At 39.5% G+C, this 19638-nt stretch carries 16 protein-coding genes and 1 riboswitch; of the genes, 2 read left to right on the top strand and 14 right to left on the bottom strand.

The annotated features are described in order from the left end of the window. Nucleotides 1–81: 81 nt before the first annotated feature. Nucleotides 82–222, bottom strand: a riboswitch (cyclic di-AMP (ydaO/yuaA leader). Nucleotides 223–348: 126 nt separating this feature from the next. The 12 genes from ABC255_RS15070 to ABC255_RS15015 all read right to left on the bottom strand — a co-directional run bounded on the left by ABC255_RS15070 (nucleotide 349) and on the right by ABC255_RS15015 (nucleotide 13434). Next, complete coding sequence (locus ABC255_RS15070; protein ID WP_412994669.1) at nucleotides 349–507, bottom strand: hypothetical protein; 159 nt, start codon at nucleotides 505–507, stop codon at nucleotides 349–351. A 410-nt stretch (nucleotides 508–917) separates the two neighbouring features. Beyond that, the gene (locus tag ABC255_RS15065; protein ID WP_412994667.1) at nucleotides 918–1190 is read right to left on the bottom strand and encodes a DUF1292 domain-containing protein; all 273 of its coding nucleotides are present in this window, start codon (nucleotides 1188–1190) and stop codon (nucleotides 918–920) included. An 83-nt stretch (nucleotides 1191–1273) separates the two neighbouring features. Continuing rightward, nucleotides 1274–1798, bottom strand: coding sequence for a type 1 glutamine amidotransferase domain-containing protein (locus tag ABC255_RS15060; RefSeq protein ID WP_412994665.1), 525 nt, complete (start codon nucleotides 1796–1798; stop codon nucleotides 1274–1276). Between the two features lie 96 nt (nucleotides 1799–1894). Next, nucleotides 1895–3268, bottom strand: coding sequence for a nucleoside recognition domain-containing protein (locus tag ABC255_RS15055; RefSeq protein WP_335531011.1), 1374 nt, complete (start codon nucleotides 3266–3268; stop codon nucleotides 1895–1897). Then, nucleotides 3269–3961 (bottom strand): FeoB small GTPase domain-containing protein, encoded by a 693-nt coding sequence (locus ABC255_RS15050; RefSeq protein WP_412994662.1) that lies wholly within the window; start codon nucleotides 3959–3961, stop codon nucleotides 3269–3271. Next, on the bottom strand, nucleotides 3951–4205 hold the full coding sequence (locus ABC255_RS15045) for a FeoA family protein (RefSeq protein WP_335531015.1): 255 nt from the start codon (nucleotides 4203–4205) through the stop codon (nucleotides 3951–3953). The genes ABC255_RS15050 and ABC255_RS15045 overlap by 11 nt, the downstream gene beginning before the upstream one ends. Before the next feature lie 132 nt (nucleotides 4206–4337). After that, nucleotides 4338–5198 (bottom strand): DUF3307 domain-containing protein, encoded by an 861-nt coding sequence (locus ABC255_RS15040; RefSeq protein ID WP_412994660.1) that lies wholly within the window; start codon nucleotides 5196–5198, stop codon nucleotides 4338–4340. 19 nt (nucleotides 5199–5217) lie between these two features. Next, on the bottom strand, nucleotides 5218–5994 hold the full coding sequence (locus ABC255_RS15035; RefSeq protein WP_412994658.1) for a hypothetical protein: 777 nt from the start codon (nucleotides 5992–5994) through the stop codon (nucleotides 5218–5220). A 98-nt stretch (nucleotides 5995–6092) separates the two neighbouring features. Next, a complete protein-coding gene (locus ABC255_RS15030; RefSeq protein ID WP_412994657.1) occupies nucleotides 6093–8369 on the bottom strand; it encodes an ATP-dependent DNA helicase in 2277 nt (758 codons plus the stop codon). Nucleotides 8370–8483: 114 nt separating this feature from the next. After that, nucleotides 8484–9725, bottom strand: a complete 1242-nt coding sequence (locus tag ABC255_RS15025; protein WP_412994656.1) for a glutamate-5-semialdehyde dehydrogenase — start codon at nucleotides 9723–9725, stop codon at nucleotides 8484–8486. Nucleotides 9726–9733: 8 nt separating this feature from the next. Then, nucleotides 9734–10846 carry a glutamate 5-kinase gene (gene proB / locus ABC255_RS15020; protein ID WP_412994654.1) on the bottom strand — a complete coding sequence of 371 codons (1113 nt, stop codon included), beginning with the start codon at nucleotides 10844–10846 and terminating at the stop codon, nucleotides 9734–9736. Nucleotides 10847–11184: 338 nt separating this feature from the next. Then, nucleotides 11185–13434: an AAA domain-containing protein gene (locus ABC255_RS15015; protein WP_412994652.1), complete on the bottom strand. Its 2250-nt coding sequence runs from the start codon at nucleotides 13432–13434 to the stop codon at nucleotides 11185–11187. Between the two features lie 504 nt (nucleotides 13435–13938). On the opposite strand from ABC255_RS15015, the gene ABC255_RS15010 reads away from it, so the two are divergent. Further along, nucleotides 13939–15354 (top strand): multicopper oxidase domain-containing protein, encoded by a 1416-nt coding sequence (locus tag ABC255_RS15010; RefSeq protein WP_412994651.1) that lies wholly within the window; start codon nucleotides 13939–13941, stop codon nucleotides 15352–15354. A 35-nt stretch (nucleotides 15355–15389) separates the two neighbouring features. Next, nucleotides 15390–16703: a multicopper oxidase domain-containing protein gene (locus ABC255_RS15005; RefSeq protein ID WP_412994650.1), complete on the top strand. Its 1314-nt coding sequence runs from the start codon at nucleotides 15390–15392 to the stop codon at nucleotides 16701–16703. 56 nt (nucleotides 16704–16759) lie between these two features. Here the strand turns inward: ABC255_RS15005 and ABC255_RS15000 are convergent, their stop codons facing one another. Both ABC255_RS15000 and ABC255_RS14995 read right to left on the bottom strand, forming a co-directional pair. Then, the gene (locus ABC255_RS15000; protein ID WP_412994649.1) at nucleotides 16760–18115 is read right to left on the bottom strand and encodes an aspartate aminotransferase family protein; all 1356 of its coding nucleotides are present in this window, start codon (nucleotides 18113–18115) and stop codon (nucleotides 16760–16762) included. A 17-nt stretch (nucleotides 18116–18132) separates the two neighbouring features. Further along, on the bottom strand, nucleotides 18133–19599 hold the full coding sequence (locus ABC255_RS14995; protein WP_412994647.1) for a CoA-acylating methylmalonate-semialdehyde dehydrogenase: 1467 nt from the start codon (nucleotides 19597–19599) through the stop codon (nucleotides 18133–18135). Nucleotides 19600–19638 lie beyond the last annotated feature (39 nt).

The raw sequence follows: 19638 nt of genomic DNA, 5'->3' as shown, positions 1-19638 counted from the left end.
AATCTATTAAAGTAAAAAAAGTGTCTACAAGTCATGGTAAATAGACTTGTAGACACTTAAATAGTGTGTCACAAGTTCCACCTTCCTTCTCATAAACGCTTACGAGGTTAGCTGTCGGATTCGGACCTCTTGAGTAGCCCTACCTTTAAAAGGATTCACCCCTTGGATTTATTTCATCCATATGGTTCCCCCGTGCCTAAACGGTTTCAGCGATATAGAAATTTGAAACTATTTTTAATATTATAATAGTTATTATTTTAATAAAAGTAAAATTATTTTTAAAAAATTTATGAATACTTATACTCGAAAAAAACACTGTTATTTCTTCAATACATTAACAAAACTGGATTAATATTGTAATTCTACTATATCAAAATCATTATAGTAAATTACTTGACTAATAACTTTACACCCTTTAATACTGTTGTAAGTTGCTCTTGCTTCTTCTTGGTTATCAAACTCAAACATTTGAATATTTTTTTCTGAATACACCGTAATGATCCACATTAATATCCCTCCCTTAATATATAAGTTTTGCTTGTCGAGACTGAACCTTCTGAACATTCAAAATAAAGCAAACCAGTCTTTTCAAGTTTTGATAAGAATGATGTAATGGAGTTTTTCTCCTTTCATTAGCTTATTTAATTAACCAATTTTCACCATTAGCACGATAGAAACTTTATATATCTTGTTATACTTTAATGCAATAACTATGCCAACTTGATTTCCCGTACGAAATATACGTTTTATTATTATTTATTAGCAATTTGCGCAAAGATTTTTTGCCTGTGCCAAAATATTTTGCATAATAAACTATTCTAAGCATTTTACAGAACAGTTATCAAAATGTCTTTGAATTTTATTATTTCCTAAACGATAAAAAAGCTGGCAGCTGCCAGCTTTTCTGAATACTATTCCTATTCCTCGTCCTCATCCATGATCTCATCAAATGCTGCAGAAATTTTATCAAATTCCTCATCGCTCTCGATTGCAGTCAGGTCTCCATCCTCGTCAACCTTTAGAAAGAAAATATCAATGTCTTCTTCAGTTTCCTCTTTAATATCTTCAACAAATCCTACCGCCACATAATTGGTACCTTCTATATTGATGGAAGCAAGTACTTCTACTTCCTGCTCCTGATCTGTTTCATCACTAATTGTAAAAACTTCTCCAACTTCAATATTTGCCACGTTACATCTCCCTCTCATAAAAGAATAAGCATTTCATTCAATAAGTATCTCTAAAAAGATTGGAATTAATGCTTGCAAATAACTTATTTTTCCTCAATAACTTTTATAAACTCACGCAAATAGTCCGGTAAATCAGGCGGACGTCTGCTTGAGACGAGGTGCCCATCAACTACTACTGGTTCATCATACCAAGTTGCACCGGCATTCTCCATATCATCCTTAATCCCAGGTGTACTAGTTACCTTCTTACCCTGCAAGATTTTTGCGGATATTAAAACCCAGCCAGCATGGCAGATCTGTCCAATCGGCTTTTTGTTTTCTTCGAAATGCTGAAGCAGTAAAAGAACTTCAGGAAAGCGGCGAATCTTATCAGGTGCCCATCCACCTGGAACCAAAATCGCATCGTATTCTTCCCCTTTAATATCACTATAGGAGTAATCCGATTTAGCCGGCACACCATATTTTCCTATGTACTCCTCCTCAGCCTTTTCACCTGCTAAGTGAACGACGGCTCCCTCTTCTCTTAATCTGAGTATTGGATACCATAGCTCTAGATCTTCAAAATCATGATGGACAAGACTGACTACCTTCTTACCTTCTAAACGCATAATTTTTCCCTCCTCCTTCTTAATTATTATGACATAGAAAAATCAAACCAACAAAAAAGACACCACCTTATCTAACACAAAGTGGTGTCTTTCACCTTAAAGCCAACCAAAGTATCTTACTATTTGGGTAATAATTAGTGGAACAAGAATCGCAATTACCGTTGGAATCAAAAAGGCCAAGAACGTCCATTTTTTACTTTTTGTTTCTTTATAAATATTTAGAAGCGTCGTTCCGCACGGATAATGAAGCAGCGAGAACAACATCATGTTTAGCGCTGTCAGCCACGTCCACCCATGGTCGAGGAAGATTTGCTTTAAATCAACCAAGCTATCCACCTCTGTTAAGGATCCTGTTGATAAATAACCCATTAACAGAATTGGAAGGACGATTTCATTAGCTGGCAAGCCTAAAATAAACGCCATCATAATATAACCATCAAGACCCAGTAATTTCCCAAATGGATCTAAGAATTCAACTGCATACATCAGAATACTGGTATCACCAATAAAAATGTTTGCAAACACCCAGGTTAAAATCGCCGCCGGTGCTGCAACTTTCACCGCACGCATTAATACCGACCATGATCTTGTTAGCGATGAGCGAACCACCGTATCAAAAATTTTGGGTTTCCTGTATGGCGGAAGTTCTAAAGTGTAGTGGGTTGGAATTCCTTTTAATGCTGTCTTTGATAGCACCCAGGAGACAAAAAAGGTGACAATGATACCAAACATAACAATCCCAACAATCACTCCGGTAGTGACGAGTGATTTAAGTCCGCCTGTAAAATTTGCAGCCATAAATAACGAAGCTAATACAATTAACGTTCCCCAACGCCCATTACATGGAACAAAATTATTGGTCAATATCGCCAGCATTCGTTCTCTGGGCGATTCGATAATCCTTGTAGAAATCACCGCTGCTGCATTACAGCCAAAACCCATCGCCATCGTTAAGGATTGCTTACCGTGAGCACCTACCCTTTTAAACAGGCGGTCCATATTAAAAGCAACACGTGGAAGATAACCATAATTCTCTAAGAGTGCGAAGGTTGGAAAAAAGATTGCCATCGGAGGCAGCATGACGCTAATAACCCACGTAGTACCACGGTATAACCCGAGAACAAGAATGCCATGAACCCAGTCAGGTGCTTGAATAAAGGTAAAAAATGCAGTTAAATATTTCTCCAACGAACCAAAGAACTCTGCTAACATCGAGGACGGTATATTTGCCCCAGCAATCGTCAAATAAAACAATACGCCCAACATCGTGAGCATAATCGGAAATCCAAAAATCGGTGAGGTAAATATCGCATCTAGCTTTTCAGTCCTAGTGTCTCTTTTGGACTTTGTATACTTAATGCCCTCAGCACAAAGGCGATGACTTCGGTCATAGAGCTGTTGGACAATATCATCTCTCAGCTTGGCTGTTGAAAGCTGCTGTGCTTCTGTATAAAGCTGTTGAATACTCATTTAAGCTCTCTCCTTTTGTCCAAAGCGCTGGTTAATCTCATTCAGTAACTTTTCATCACCATCCAACAGTCTTAACGAAACCCAACGTGCAGACAACTGATTTCCAATAAGTTCAGAAACTTTTGGTTCTATTTTCTTTATTTGTTCTTCAATATCATCAGGGTAGGTCGTTTGGACCGGTTGACATTCTATTGCCCCGGTCACGATTCGATCAATTGTATCGAGCAGCATAGCGAACCCTTTTTTGTTTCGTGCTGAAATTTTAATCACCGGAACGCCTAATCGATTTGTTAAAATCCGCTCATTAATGTTAATCCCTTGTTTTTCTGCCACATCGATTAAGTTAATACATATAATTACATTTTTTGTCATTTCCAGCACCTGTAAGGCTAAATTAAAGTTTCTCTCTAAGGATGTCGCATCCAGTACAACAACAGTAACATCAGGCTTTTCGAAAACAATATAATTTCGTGCCACCTCTTCGTCACTTGAATTGGAAAAAAGCGAATAGGTACCTGGTAGATCGATCAAATTAAACGTTTTATCTTTATACTGAACATTCCCCTGTGCGAGTGAAACAGTCTTACCAGCCCAGTTTCCTGTATGCTGTCTTAAACCCGTTAGGGCATTAAATAAAGTACTCTTACCGGTATTTGGGTTTCCTGCTAAGGCTACTCGATAACTATTCCCCATCTGTCATCAACACCCCTTCTATACGAGAGCTTTCCTCTTTTCTTAACGCAATTGTCGTTTGACTGACACGATAAGCAATTGGATCTCCTAAAGGGCTTTTTCTAATGACCTCGACAATCGCACCTGCCACAAAGCCTAAATCTAACAATCTTCTTCTCATCACACCGTCCAGATTTAAAGAAGTGATTTGAATTAAATTTCCTTTTTCACCATCAACAAGTTTCATTATTTTTGGTATGCCCATATCTCTTTCCCCTTCGTTAAAGTTTTTCCTTCGTGCAACTTTTTCTTAATTATATGCTATTACATACCACTTGTGTCATTTTTTCGAAAAAAAAATTAGCTGCCTATTGTTAGGCAGCTAAAAATATAAATTTTAGGTCAATACTTCCCTTAAGAGTATTCCAAGTGTAATTCCTATAAACATCGATGTCAGCGTACCCAATAGAAAATACTCTGCCCAGTTGCGGTCATCCATTTGTTTGAACCGTGCAATCGACTTAGCCGCAACGATAAATCCAATCGCTGGATATGCACTGTAAAAGGTTAACATTATAACTAGTAATCTCTCAATATAGCCAATTAATTTTCCACGGGAGAGATCATGTTTGCTAAAAATTGTATAGTTGTATTCCTCTGTCAACGCTCTATTACCCGTATAATTCTTGGCATATTGAGCCTCTTGCCGTTCATTTTTAAATGTATATTTTCCTTCAAAGGTTAAAAGCTGATTAGGCAGTGAGCCTAATAGGATTTTTATCATGTGCCCACTTACACTAGTGGCAAGAATCATAATAATAAAAATGAATAATACCGAGTTTGTGGTGCCCAATTCTTTCCCGTTTAGAAAAAATTCATGAATTCCTGCAAGCTTAATACCTAAAAAAAACTGTCCAGCAAGCAGGATTATTCCAAGGTGAATCAGCTGATCAATCATGAAGAAACTAGCTCTTTTTAAGTTTTCTTCATTGCTTATTTTTAAGGTATCAAGGAGCCTGATTTTAAGGATATCGATCATAAAATGGCTGCTCACAATAAAGAGCAACGAAAAAATAAGACTGGTTATACTCACTTCTTTAGATGAAGAAAGGTAAAAAACAGTCAGCACAAGTACATTTACAAGAAAATGGTGGCCGATATGCTTCTTAATATTTTTCATCTTGTCTACGACCATTTCATCGGTCTGCATATAAAAATCAGCGATAAGATGGACAAGAATGAGGGATAATATTAGCATGGAAACTCCTCTCTACCGGTCATTGCTTCATATGATTTAATTTCAAATGATGTCGAATTGATTCCACTAATGATTCACTTTTTGCTTTCACCGGATTATCGATATACGATTTTTCCTGCAGTGAATCTAGAATGGTGACCAATTCACTAAAAACCTTTATAATTTCTTCAGATTTTCCTTTTTTATAATGACTGGAAATGGTCGGTGCTGTTTTTTCGAGCAGCTTTGCTACCGCCTTTTGCTGCTGCAAAATAAGGTAATAGGTAAAAACCTGTTCCTGAATAGGAGTTTGCTCATTTAACATGGACATTTGTAAACGTAACAATGAATTGATTAAAACCTCAAACTCATTCCTAAACTGGTTATATGGAAATTGTGAACTAGCTTGATAAAATTGATCAAGTTCAAATTTAAATAGTGGTCTGACTGGCTCTTGTTTTAATAAATCGTTCGCATATCTCGCCTGCTTAATTAATGGATGAATCCACTTTTCAATATCGACTTCTTCTAGCTCTTTATCACTATCACCAAAAGACAAACCAAAATAAGGGGTATGGTCACGATACTGCCAAACCCTGCTGATAAAAAAAGCGATAATATATGCCGTGGAATAGCCATAACCAGCAAAAATAATCTCATCGCCCGCACGGTGTTTTACTTTGCAATGGCCAAACTCCTTCGTCCAAACATTAATTGAGTTCACCATCTCATCTAGGTAGTTCGTCAATTCTTCTCCCATTTCAGCGGATGAAGAGTTACTTACATCTAAAATAAAAATTGAAATAGGATGATTCATTAGCTTAACTTCTCCGTTCTAAAATTAGATTATATAGTCTAATTTTAGTGAATTTAGAGTAAATAGTCAAACTTTCATCCAATTAGATAAAAATGCACCTATATGACCGTAAAACTCCGCCACTCTTGTGGCAGGAGATCTTGATACTGCCTCTGTAAAAACCGGTCGTCTACCAGCACAATGGTCCCGTGGTCCTCTTCCGAACGAATTAACCGTCCGCCCGCCTGTAAAACTTTGTTCATTCCAGGAAATACATAGGCATAATCATAACCGCTCTTTTCCTTTTGATTAAAATGTTCCTTTATCAGATTCCGTTCATAACAGAGTTGCGGCAGACCTACACCTATCACCACCACTCCATTTAACCGATCACCTTTTAAATCGACACCTTCTGAAAAAACACCGCCTAGTACGGCGAATCCAATCAGTGTCTCTGATTGATTTGGTTTGAACTTTTCTAAAAATGCTTCTCTTTCCTGCTCTGACATTCCCGCACCTTGAAGTAAGGTATGTATTCCTGGGAATTCTGTAACGAACTGCTCATATACCGCAAGTAAATATTGATAGGATGGAAAAAAAACTAAATAATTACCTGGTCGATTTTGACTTAATGCATGAATCATTGATGCAATTGGCTCATTGGTTCTCTCTCGGTCACGATATCTGGTCGAGAGCGGTTTAATAAAAATATCTGTCTGTTCTTCTTTAAAGGGCGAAGGAATTGACAGTGAATAATCATCCACTTGCCCGCCTAGTATATCCTGATAATAAGATAACGGAGATAGTGTGGCTGAAAAAAAGACTTTTGAACGATAGTTTTTTCCCATTTTCTGCAGTAATTTGGATGGATCGATACAGAACAATTTTAATGCTAGATTGTTTTTATTTTTCTCTCCATAAATCACATAATGCTCATCAAGTAATTCAACTATTTTCAAAAAAGCATTGACTTGAAAGTACAGCTCCAGTAGGTTTGGGGCGTTCTCTTTTTGTAGATAAAGTTCGGCACCTTCATTAAATTGGGTTAACAACTCAACCAATTCTTCATCAAGCTGCACCAAAGTAAATTCACTCTGCTCGCCATGGATTTTTTTCAATGAAATAAACCAGGCATTTATTTTTGAAGCATAATCAGATATAACCTTATTGACAGTTTTAAATTCCTTTTTTAATTGAAGAAACGTATCCTTGTTTAAGGAAGCAGAGAACATTTCTCTTCCGCGATCAACCAGATTATGAGCTTCATCAACTAACAAAAGTGTTGACTTCTTCTGCTCCTCGAACAATCGTTTTAACGATACACGAGGATCAAAAATATAATTATAATCACAAATGACAGCGTCAGCTGCATAAGCAAGATCAATTGAGAATTCAAAAGGACAAATGGTATGTTTGCGAGCGTATTTCTCGATTACCTCACGATTCATAAGGTTTTCATTTGATACAATATCTAATACAGCTTCATTTATTCGATCATAATAACCATCAGCAAACTCACAAAAATCCTTCTGACATTTGGTCTCATCCTTAAAACAAACCTTGTCTTTCGCCGTAATCGTAACGGATTTCATACATAGCCCGCATGATCGCATTCGTTTTACAGCCTCTTCTGCCGTTGTCCTGGTAATGGTCTTAGCAGTAAGATAAAAGATTCGATTTAGATATCCTTCACCTATTGCTTTGACAGCCGGGAAAAAGGTTGAAATCGTCTTGCCAATCCCAGTTGGTGCTTTAACAAACAAACTCTTTTCTTCTGAGATCGTCTTATAAACACCACCAGCTAGTTTCCTTTGACCAGCACGGTAAGAATCAAATGGAAAAATCAGTTGTTTACTACTTTCATTCCGCGCTTTACGGTGATCATGAAGTAGTTTTGCGTAGGGATAATAATTCTCTACCACCTCATGAACAAAAACATCTAGTTCCTCAAATGTAAAACAATTTTTTAGATATCTTTTCTCATCACTTTCAACCTGCACATAGGTAAGCTGTACAAAAATCTCCGGTAACTGATGGTCCTTGGCATATATATAAGCGTACATTTTTGCTTGTGCCCAATGAACAGGTATACCCTCTTGACCAAGGTGTTCCATCGGCTGAGAGGTGGATTTAATCTCATCTATGATTACCTCTCCATTCCGGAATAATAAACCATCACATCTTCCATCAATAGTGAATACGACGTCTTTAAAGGGGAGATCAGCTCGAAGATAAACTTCCTTTTGATCAGAATCTTGATATGTACGTTGAATTTTTTGGTGAATTCTTGTTCCATCTAACATCGTGGACTGTGTTCTGAACCTGGAGTCAATACTGCCACTGCTATAAACATGTTCCACGAGCGTCCTAACAGCTATTTTAATGGTATTAGTCAAGAATCTCACCTTCTCCAAAATAAGAATATATGTTTGGATAATATTATAACAGAAACCCTATCGTTTTGGATAAAAAAATAGAGAACAAGAATCTACCTTGTTCTCTGTTACTTATTATGAACGAATCTGACCTGTTCCCTGCACAATTGCCTTAGTGGTAGTAATGGCTCTAAGCCCCATTGGACCGCGTGCATGTAATTTTTGTGTACTAATTCCAATTTCAGCTCCATAGCCAAATTGTTCCCCATCGGTAAAACGAGTAGAGGCGTTATGATAGACAACGGCTGCATCGACTGCCTGGAAAAATAACCGTACATTTTCATCATTTTCACTGATGATGGCTTCTGAATGCTTCGTTCCGTATTGGTCGATATGTTGTATGGCTTCCTTCACACTCTTTACCAATTTCACGGCTAGAATCGGTGCTAAAAATTCATTCTTCCAGTCCTCTTCGACCGCAATTTTCACAAATGGGAATTGCGCTGCTAGCTCTTCATCCCCTCTAAGCTCCACTCCTTTTTCCTTTAAGGAATGAACGATCTCTGATATATGTGGCCAATCCTCATGAAGGACAAGAGTTTCAGCGGCATTACAAACAGAAGGTCGGTGCAATTTTGCATTAATCGTAATATCAACGGCCATTTGTTTTTGTGCAGTTTCATCAATATATATATGACAATTTCCCACACCCGTTTCAAGCACAGGAACGGTGGCATTTTCAATAACCGATTGAATCAAACCTGCACCTCCGCGAGGAATAAGTACATCAAGATATTGATTTAGCTTAAACATTTGCGATGCTGTTTCCCGGCTCGTATCCTCAAGCAGCTGTACCGCATCTGCGGGTATTTTACTATCTGCGAGAGCCTCACGCATCACTTTAACTAGTGCTTTATTCGAATGGAGAGCAGAAGTGCTTCCTCTTAACAGAACGGCATTTCCGGCTTTTAAGCAAAGACTTCCTGCATCAACGGTTACATTCGGACGAGCTTCATACACCATTCCGATGACACCGAGTGGAACACGAACTGTATGAATTTGTAAACCATTGGGCCGCTCCCAGGCTTCAATCGTTTCCCCGATTGGATCTTCAAGTTCAATCAATTGGCGAATTCCTTCTACAATCTGTTCGATTCTTTCTTCCGTAAGCAATAAACGATCCAACAAAGAAGGCGAAAATCCTTTTTCCTCTCCTGCTACAATATCTTTAGCATTTTCAGTAAGGATCAATTCTTTCTCTGTCAATAATCGGTCAGCCATTTTTGCTAAGGCTTCATTTTTTTCTTCAGTAGAGAGAATAGCAAGAACCTTTGATGCGGCTCTTAGTTTTACGGCTTTTTCTAATAATTCACTCATAGTAAATTTCACTCCTCCGGCAAAAAGACCCAGTTATTTCGATGAATCACTTCTGCTCTTTTATTGATAGAAAAATTTTTCGTTTTCTCGCCTGGTAAACCTTTTACCATTTGAAGATTTTTTGCAGAATAATAGATTTGTCCTTTACCAATCAATTCACCTCTTCGATTGTGAACCTCAACAACATCCATTGCGTTAAAATCACCAATAACATTCGTAACACCAACAGGCAGCAAACTTTTTCCATTTGTAACAATTGCCTCTTCTGCCCCATCATCTATCTCCACAATACCGGCAGTATGAGAATGAAAGGCGATCCATTGCTTTTTCTTTTGCATTTGCGTCTGGAAAGAGCCTCCAATATACGTTCCGTCACCTTGACCTTCCAGTATATTGGAAAGTTCCTCCCTGCCCTGACCGGTCCCGACAAAGACACTCACCCCGAAGGAAAGGGCCTTTTTCGCTGCCAGTAGCTTCGATTTCATGCCGCCTGTTCCAACGGAAGAACCACTGCCTCCTGCTGCTTCAAGCAGGACATCGCTAACCCTCGGAATGAAGTCATATTTTTTTGCATCCTTCATCACTTTTGGGTTTCCATTATATAAGCCATTTACATCCGTTAAGATAATTAATGCATTCGCATGTAAAAACCCGCTTACGAGCGCAGATAGCATATCATTATCACCAAAGGTTAATTCCTCAATCGAAACAGAATCGTTTTCATTAATAATCGGTATAACGCCCTTTTGAAGCAGCTCCGATATGGTATTGTAAAGATTGTGAAACCGCTCAAGGCTGTAAAAATCTTCTCTTGTTAATAGAATTTGTGCTGGGACAATACCAAATTCTTTAAATTGTAAATGATAATGCTGCATCAACAATCCTTGTCCAACTGCGGCTGCAGCCTGCTTTCCTGCTAAAGTTTTTGGCCGTGCCGGATACCCTAGCGCCCCAAATCCTGCTGCGACTGCTCCGGAAGAGATGAGTATGACATCATGACCTTGTTCTTTTATGCATGCCAGTGCTTCGACATGCTCACGAATTTTTTCTTCTGATATCGTACCTGAAGCTGTTGTTAACGAGCTGCTTCCTATTTTTACAACCACGAGTTGTTTCTTCATTTCCTCTAACCCCTCTTAAAAAAATAAAAAAACGATTCTTCTGTCCCTATAAAAGGACGGAAGAATCGTTTCCGCGGTACCACCTTCATTGATGCTTTTAGCATCCACTTTGACTCCGTAACGAGGGAAAACGGCTTATGTTTTCATAAGCGGTGTGAAAAGGGCAGGTTCAATCTCTTTCGCGTGAGAAACCTTACAGCCTGTGGGTTTCACTCTCTTTCACGTTCCCAAGTTTACTAATCCCTTACCATTATCAATTTGTAATTTTATTTATTATCTAAAGAAATGAGCAAATTGTCAAGGATGTTTTTTGAAAATTAAAATATTGCTCACATTCTTTATTCAAAGTCTTTTGTTAATAATTGTCCGATCAAATAATCGCATACTTTTTCTGAATTTAATTTTGCTGCAATAAAAGGAGGCTGTAACCCTTTTCCTCTTCCTAACTGAAAACCGAGCCAGAGAATATGCTCATCAATGACGACAAACGGGAAGGAACATGCAGCCTCCTGCCATGAGTCGGGCTGTATTTCTGGAATTGGTTTCTCAGAAATAACGGTAAGTTTGGCGTACGAATTACGATGAACTAAAACATTTATCCATGACTCAGGTAAAACAATTGTTACTGGTAAGGAAATCACGATGGAAGACCGGGCATTTTCTATGTCCTTAAGAACCTTGTCTAATTTTAGTGCATGGATCCACTTTAAATTAGTATGCTGATTTTTAATCCAAGAGCCAATATCCTTTGTTCTGACACTTTGTTGATGTTTTTCTTGATGTTCAACCAACTGCCGAATCGTTTTCCTATTATAGACATGTTTACGGATAAAGGCGATATTAGAGACGTGAATAAATTTTCCCTTTGTTCTTGTAATTGCCACATTAATGAGTCGTTCACTATCTTTTCCCGTTAGTAGCATTCCCGCTCGTTCCTGCGGATTGGAATCAACTGTATCAAAGATCATAACATCTCTTTCACTGCCTTGAAAGCGGTGGACGGTCGCAGAAACAATATCTGCCGTTAACCGTTCTTTTTCATATAAATCCTGCAGCAAGAGATCCATTAAGTTTGCTTGTGCACGGTAGGGAGTTACATACCCAATGGAACGCGCACCACCTAGATAAGATTCATGAATCAATTGAAAAGAAATCAGAGCCTGCCATAGATTGGACCTTGAATTAGAACTTTTTTCATTTATACAAAAAGCACCCATATAACTTGTATCTAAAAGGATGGCAGCTCGTCCAGGAAAAGGTGCGTAATCAACAATCTGCTCCCTGCTGCTTAGTACACTTGAATGATCGCCTACAAGTGAATGATAAATGTATTGATTGGTAAACGCAGAGATCTCTGGGTGCATTCTTCGCTGTTCCTTCAATAAGAATAAATGCGGATGGAGCTTACCCTCCTCAACCCAATCTACAACACCTGCTCGATGAAAAACATCCTCTTTCAGCCATTTTGTTACGAGCGAGTCTCTAGAGGAAGCGATTGGCGGTAATTGTTTAAAATCCCCGCAAATGATTACTCGTTTACCAAGCGAAGCGGCGAATGCTGCCTGTGGAACATACGCCATACTTGCTTCATCCACGATAACAACATCAAATTCCTTACCATATATAGCAGGATCACTTGCTGCTTTGGCAAGTGTTGACCCCACCAAAAGGGCGTTCTTTACAAACTCTATTTCTTTTTGACGTATTTTTTCAAGCACTCTTGCAATCTTTTTCTCAAGTTCCAATAGCTGATTTGTATCCCTTTTACTAAAGGAACGGGCAATATCTTGTTTTAGTTTTTTTCTTTCTTCTATTAATGCATTTTTATCTTCTACAAGACTATGTTCCTGTTTCTGGAGGAGCTGACTGGTGGTAAGTGCTTCTTCGCTATCCTCTCCCACGCTGGTATTTGATCCATACCGAAGCACATCCCCTTCTTTGAACCGGTCTTTCTTTTTTATAAAAGCAGAAATCTCACTGATTAATACATCTACTGCTTGATTACTATGCGATAGAATAAGTACCGTTTTTTCTTGAAAATATTTATTTGCAGCAACCCGTGCAAGGGTATAGGTTTTACCGGTTCCAGGCGGTCCCCACACAAAGGTAACGGGGTTGTATTTTGAGCGTAGAACTAATTCATGGACATTGCTTTTGATTTTATCTACGGGATGCTTTGCGGGCATTGAAGGGTCCATTAATCGGTTGACCCTTAAACGTTTCTGCTTGTTTTTGTTGATTTCATCTAACCGTTCGATGAGCTGTTCAAGCAGCTCCCAAGGATCGTGATAGATATAGGCTTCAGGTATTAAGTCACCCAACGATTGTTCTAATTGAACAATGATCCCCTTACCCTCAGAAGAAAGGGTCCGCCCTCCCTGTTTTATGCCGCCCCATACAATCGTAATAGAAGAACCTACTGGTATTTTTAATGAGAATGCCGTATCAAAATAATAGGTAAAGGTCCCATCGTTGGACAACAGCCTGCCATTGGTGACTCTATATTTGTTACTGCCATACTTTTTCAAGAAAATTATTTCGTTTTGCAGTGCCTGATGCCACTCTTTCATATAAACCGTCTTCATCATCGTTTTCATCCTTTAATTACTCTAAATAGTCAATATACTATAGCATGTTTTAGCCAAAAAAATAAATCTAACTCGTAAAATTATGAATCTATGAATAAGTAAAATGTTATACAGAGAATAATTTCGACATTATATTTATACTTCATCTCGGCGCGTTCGTTATAAAATCAAAAACAGATATACTTCGTTTTCAATTGAGCCTTTTTACCTATAATTCATATCACTCGTGCAAGTAATTTGTCATATTTCCAAAAATATCCTCGATAAAAAAATTGCTGTCAACTTGTAGGAAAGAAAGGAATTTTCAAACTGGAAAATGAATAGTTATTTAGTACCAGCCGCACGAGGTTGAATACGACAAACAGGTTAAAATAAGGTCTTTATTTCGAGAACGGTTTGTGACTTTGGACTGGGTATCCCTGGAGTTAGACTCGAATTTCTGTGGATATACATAGGCCTTTTGCGTGGTAAAACCATTTCTCTAGACTGTTTAAGGAGGTAAAGATGAAACGAAGAGATTTTGTTAAATATGCAGGTGGTGGTCTTGCTGCTTTAGTTGTAGGAAGTGTGATGCCTGCGTGGATATCCAATAATTCACTTTTTGCTGTTAAACAGGTGCAGGAACTTAACTTTACCATTACAGACGCTATAAAAGACATGGCTACACATAATTCTATTAACCAAGCACAATGCTACTTTTGGTTGTACAAAGAGGCTAATTTCCCAGCAGAAATTCCTGGACCACATATTTTTACTACTGAAGGAAGTCTCATTAAGGTTTCCATTACAAATGGGCTTGACGAACCACATGCTTTTTTCATACCAGGTATGGTGAACAGTGGTCCAATTGCACCTGGAGCGACAAAGAATATCGAATTTATCGCATCCAAGGCAGGGACTTATTTGTATTATGACAACCTTAATGCACCAGTGAATCGTGTAATGGGTCTTCATGGAGCATTGATTGTTAAGCCGAGCGAGGCTGCTCCAGGACATAAGTTCACGCCATATGCTAATCCGACACCTGCCGTGCAACAGTTATTTGATGATTTTGGATCAACCTCCCACTTCCCTGGATTAGCCTGGGAACAAGGAGACCCAACAACACATACACCGGCCTTTAGACAATATGTATGGCTGCTCCATGCAGCTAGTTCCCGTTTGTTTGCTGAAGTTGGAAACTATCCGCCAGGAAGAGATTATCCTGCTGCACAATTTATAAGTGCCTATCAAAGGGATCAATTTCGATCAGATGGATTAAATAAAAAACCTGATTATTTTACCATAAACGGTCATTCCGGATGGTTTGCAGCTCATAATCCAACCATTACCCCACATCATAGGGTAGGAGAACCAGCTGTCATCAGAATACTCAACGCAGGGATTTCTATGCATTCGTTGCATATTCATGCAAACCATGTATATGCAACGGGAAAAAATGGAGTAGTGGAAGAAAATCCGATTTGGATGGATACCTTAACGGTCAAACCACTTGACGTTATCGAATGGGTTGTTCCTTTTACCAGACCACCAGATGTGCCTAATGAAAGGGGAATTGGACTTCCGGATAAACCATTGATTTCCATTCCTAATCCACGTATTTCAGGATCTGCTCCCCACCCCGTCTGGCCTCCAACTGAAGAGTTGGGAACGTTTATGCCAAAACGCGGGGAAGAGGCTGGAGATTTCGATATCTCTGTTCAATTATCACCCATTTGTTATCCGATGCATGATCACTCTGAAGCTAGCCAAAGTGCGCAAGGCGGGAATTACGGATTAGGGATGATGAGTGGACTACATTTTATTGGTGACCGGAATACACCTGGAGGAGTCACAACCTTCCCTAATGCTTCAACCATTCATGGTCCAGAGGCAACGGGACCGGCAGCAGGACCAGATGTATACCATGAAGGACACTAATTTTCGAAATCTTTTTGAAACAAAGGAGAAATGATATGTCTTTTACAAAACCAGTTAATCAGATCCCAAGAAGATCCGTAGAAGGAAATGAAGGTACATGGGTTAAAAGCTTTAATCCGCCGAAAGAAAGTCCACCTACCCCTGAACTGCTAGAGCCGACAAATCCGGTTCCTGCATTTATTGCATCAACCGTGGCTGGAGCTACAAATTTACTTCCGAATACAATTCGACCACATTTAATGCACGGCACTGAACTTAAGATGTGGGATGGACGTGAGCTTAATTTCTTTCTCATTGGGGATAATGATATCCCTGATGCATTTGACGGAACCTTCCCTGGTCCTACAATCAGAGTACCTCGCGGGGTGGTTTTCCATGCCACAGTTGAAGGACATGGTCAGGCACCGCATACGATACATTGGCATGGGATTGAACCGACTGCCATGAATGATGGGGTCGGACACACCTCTATGGAAATCGGTGATTATACCTATCAATGGCAGCCCAATCACATCGGAAGTTATTTTTACCACTGCCACAGGAACACCATCCAACATTTTGATTTTGGACTTTACGGATTTTTAATTGTTGAACCACCAGATGCTTATGATCCGAGCGATGGTAAAAATGTTGGCGGCTATCCGCGCCGGACAGCAGCAAACTTAAGCAACTTCCCTAAATTCCCTGGCTTTATCGGCGGTAATCTTGAAAGTGGTGATCCCCATGCGATGACCGTTCCCTACGATGTTGAGGCACTCTGGGTTATTGACGATATTGATTCTGTTTGGCGGGATCAGGCTGAGCATGCTCATCAGACCTTTCCTGAACATGGTGATAGACCAGGAGTTAACGATGAGTTTCACACGAATGACAGAGGAAATGAAGAATTCTTTTCCTTTCATGATTACAACCCTGATTACTTTGTTGTCACCGGAGTTAATTTCCCAGGACGCGTTGGCAGTACTGTTTCTATTCGACCTGGATTAACCATCCCTGCTTCATTAAATAGTGGTGTGGCTGGAATGCAGATTTCTGTTAACGCTAGAAGAAATCAGAACATTCTAATCCGGTTATTATGTGGTGCATATACCAAAATCAAGGTGACCTTCCCAGTTGATGTTGTCGTTATTGCAGTTGATGGTCGTTCATTAGGTGTTCCTCCATTTGGTCGGTATAATCACCCATATACAGTTCCTGCAGGTACTCCGATAGAAATGTCTACTGCCCAGCGCTGTGATGTGTTGATGAGGTTTGATCGCCCAATTAGCTCTTATGCACAAGTCGAATACAGGCACCATTTAAGCGATGCTTTTCTTTTGAATGGCAGGATTCCAATCGTTATTAAATAGTCTTATAGACAAAAAATCCTAAGTATGATCTTCCCGCACTTAGGATTTTTATATATTTAGTTGATTTTCTTAAGTGACTCTGTAACTGTCTTAATAATAAAAGTAATATCTTCCTGCTTTATATTTAATGGCGGCGATAAAGTTAATACATTATTGTATCCCGCAACAGTAGCTCCGTTTTTGCCAATTAATAGCCCTTCCTGTTTGCAGTTGGCGATTACTTGATTAACTAGCGACACATCTAAAGGTTCCTTTGTCTTCTTATCCTTCACTAATTCAATTCCAACCAATAATCCCTTTCCACGTACATCCCCCACAAATGGGTGTTCCTGAAGAAGATTCGTTAATTCGTTGACCAATTGTGTCCCAAGGTTTCGCGAACGGTCAAACAGGTTTTCTTTTTCCATAATTTCTAGGTTTTTTAATGCCAGGGCACAAGCAGCTGGATTGCCGCCAAAGGTGTTCACATGGCGGAAGTAATCATATTCTTCCGTTCCTTTAAAGGCTTCGTAAATTTCTTTACGTACGGCCGTCGCGGATAATGGCAGGTACGCACTCGTAATCCCTTTCGCCATTGTAATAATGTCAGGCTTAACATCGTAGTTCATAAAGCCAAAAGCTTTTCCAGTTCGACCAAAGCCACAAATTACTTCATCAACTATCAACAGAGCACCATGTTTTTCGCAAACCTCTTTGGCTGCTTTCATGTATCCCTCAGGCGGAACTAAAATTCCTCCACCCGTAATAATAGGCTCCATAATCATCGCAGCTATCGTTTCGCTTAGTTCCCAGGTCATGGTCCGATCGATTTCTTTTACAGATGAAAGTTCCTTTGGATCACTTACATTAACATCATCCCGATAGGAATCTGGTGGAGAAACATGAATGAAGCCTGGAGCAAGTGGCTCATACTTATACTTCCTTTGTGCTTGACCAGTTGCTGCTAGTGCCCCCATAGAATTTCCATGATAACCGCGGTAACGGGATACTATTTTGTAGCGATTAACATCCCCTTTTTGCTGATGATATTGACGGACCATCTTAAATGCAGTTTCATTCGCCTCTGAACCGCTGTTTGAGAAAAAAATGACGTATTCATCGCCGAGCATCTCATTTAATTTTTCAGCCAGTTTGATAGCCGGGATATGACTTTGAGTAAGTGGAAAATAAGCCATCTCCTTAAGCTGTTCATATGCCGCATCTGCAAGTTCTGTTCTACCATAGCCAACATTTACGCACCATAATCCAGCCATTGCATCTAGATAGCGCTTTCCATCGGCATCGGTTACCCAAGACCCTTCGGCCTTTGTAGCGACGATGGTGGTTTGGGGATTATAAGGCTTCATCGAATGCCATAAATATTTATCATCCTGTGCAAGTAATTCCTCATGTGGACGACCTGTTTGAACCATGTTCCGTCCCTCCTTTTTTATGCTTCAAATCGGGATGTGATCATTTTTTTACGAGTATAGAAGTTTAAGCCATCTTTGCCATTTACATGGAGATCACCATAGAAAGAATCCTTCCAGCCTGAAAATGGAAAGAACGCCATTGTCGCCGGAACACCAACATTAATACCAAGCATACCAGCGTCTGCCTCTTCACGGAATTGCCTGATTGCCTTTGCATTATTTGTATAAATGGTAGCTCCATTTCCATATCTGGATTTTCGAATATATTCCAATCCCTCATCCAAATCACCGGCACGAAGCAGGCTTAAAACTGGGGCGAAAATTTCGTCCTTGGCAATCGTCATGTCAGGTGTAACATGATCAAAAATGGTTGGTCCTAAGAAATTCCCTTCTGAATGCTCACTAATCTCTTTGCGTCCATCACGGATTAAGTCAGCACCTTCTGAAATTCCTTTTTCAATGTAACCGAGAACCTTGTCACGATGTTCTTTTCTAATGACAGGAGTTAATAACACTTCATCATCCATTCCATTTCCGATTATTAATTCATCTGCTTTTTTCGATAATGCCTTAACGAATGGTTCATTGTCACCGACAACCACAACTGCACTGCATGCCATACAGCGCTGCCCCGCGCTTCCAAACGTTGAGGAAATAATATGCTGGACCGCCTTATCCAAATCTGCATCTGGCATGACAATGTGATGATTTTTCGCTCCGGATAGGGCTTGAACTCTTTTTCCATTAGCTGCTGCTCGTTCGTAAACATACTTTGCAACAGGCTGAGAACCAACAAAAGAGATTGCCGCGATATCTTTATGATTGAGCAATCCATTTACGACATCATGTGCACCATGGACGACATTTAATACTCCAGGAGGAGCCCCCGCTTCAGAAAACAACTCTGCTAGTCTATTAGCCAAGATCGGTGTCCGTTCAGACGGCTTTAACACAAAGGTATTTCCACAGGCAATCGCTAAAGGGAACATCCAAAGCGGCACCATCATCGGAAAGTTAAACGGAGTAATTCCCCCAACAACCCCTAAAGGATACCTGAACATTTCCGAATCAATCTCCTCCGCAATCCCTGATAATGTTTCACCCATCATCAACGTCGGTGCTCCAGAGGCAAATTCAACACACTCAATACCACGCTGAACCTCCCCATATGCCTCCTTAAATGCTTTACCATTTTCTTTAACAATCAGTCTTGCTAATTCTTCATGGTTATCACTTAATAGACTATGATACTTAAAGAGGATTCTGGCACGTTTTGGCACCGGAACCTTTTTCCACTTGTTAAAAGCTTCCTTTGCAGCCACAACTGCATCATTCACATCTTCTTTTGTTGAAACCGGGACTTTTGTGAGTAATTCATTTGTCGCTGGATTTGGGACATTAAGTGTCTGACCGCTGTTTGAACTTACCCAGACCCCATTAATAAAATTTTGTAAAACGGATGTATCCTTTTTTGTCACGCTCATTTATTCCCCTCCATCGTAAAATGTTTGTATTGTATACAA

It is taken from the genome of Neobacillus canaveralius (genome assembly GCF_047237705.1).
GTDB lineage: Bacteria > Bacillota > Bacilli > Bacillales > Cytobacillaceae > Neobacillus > Neobacillus niacini_K.
Note: the sequence above shows the minus strand (reverse complement) of the source record. Positions and strands in the feature narration are given on the sequence as shown.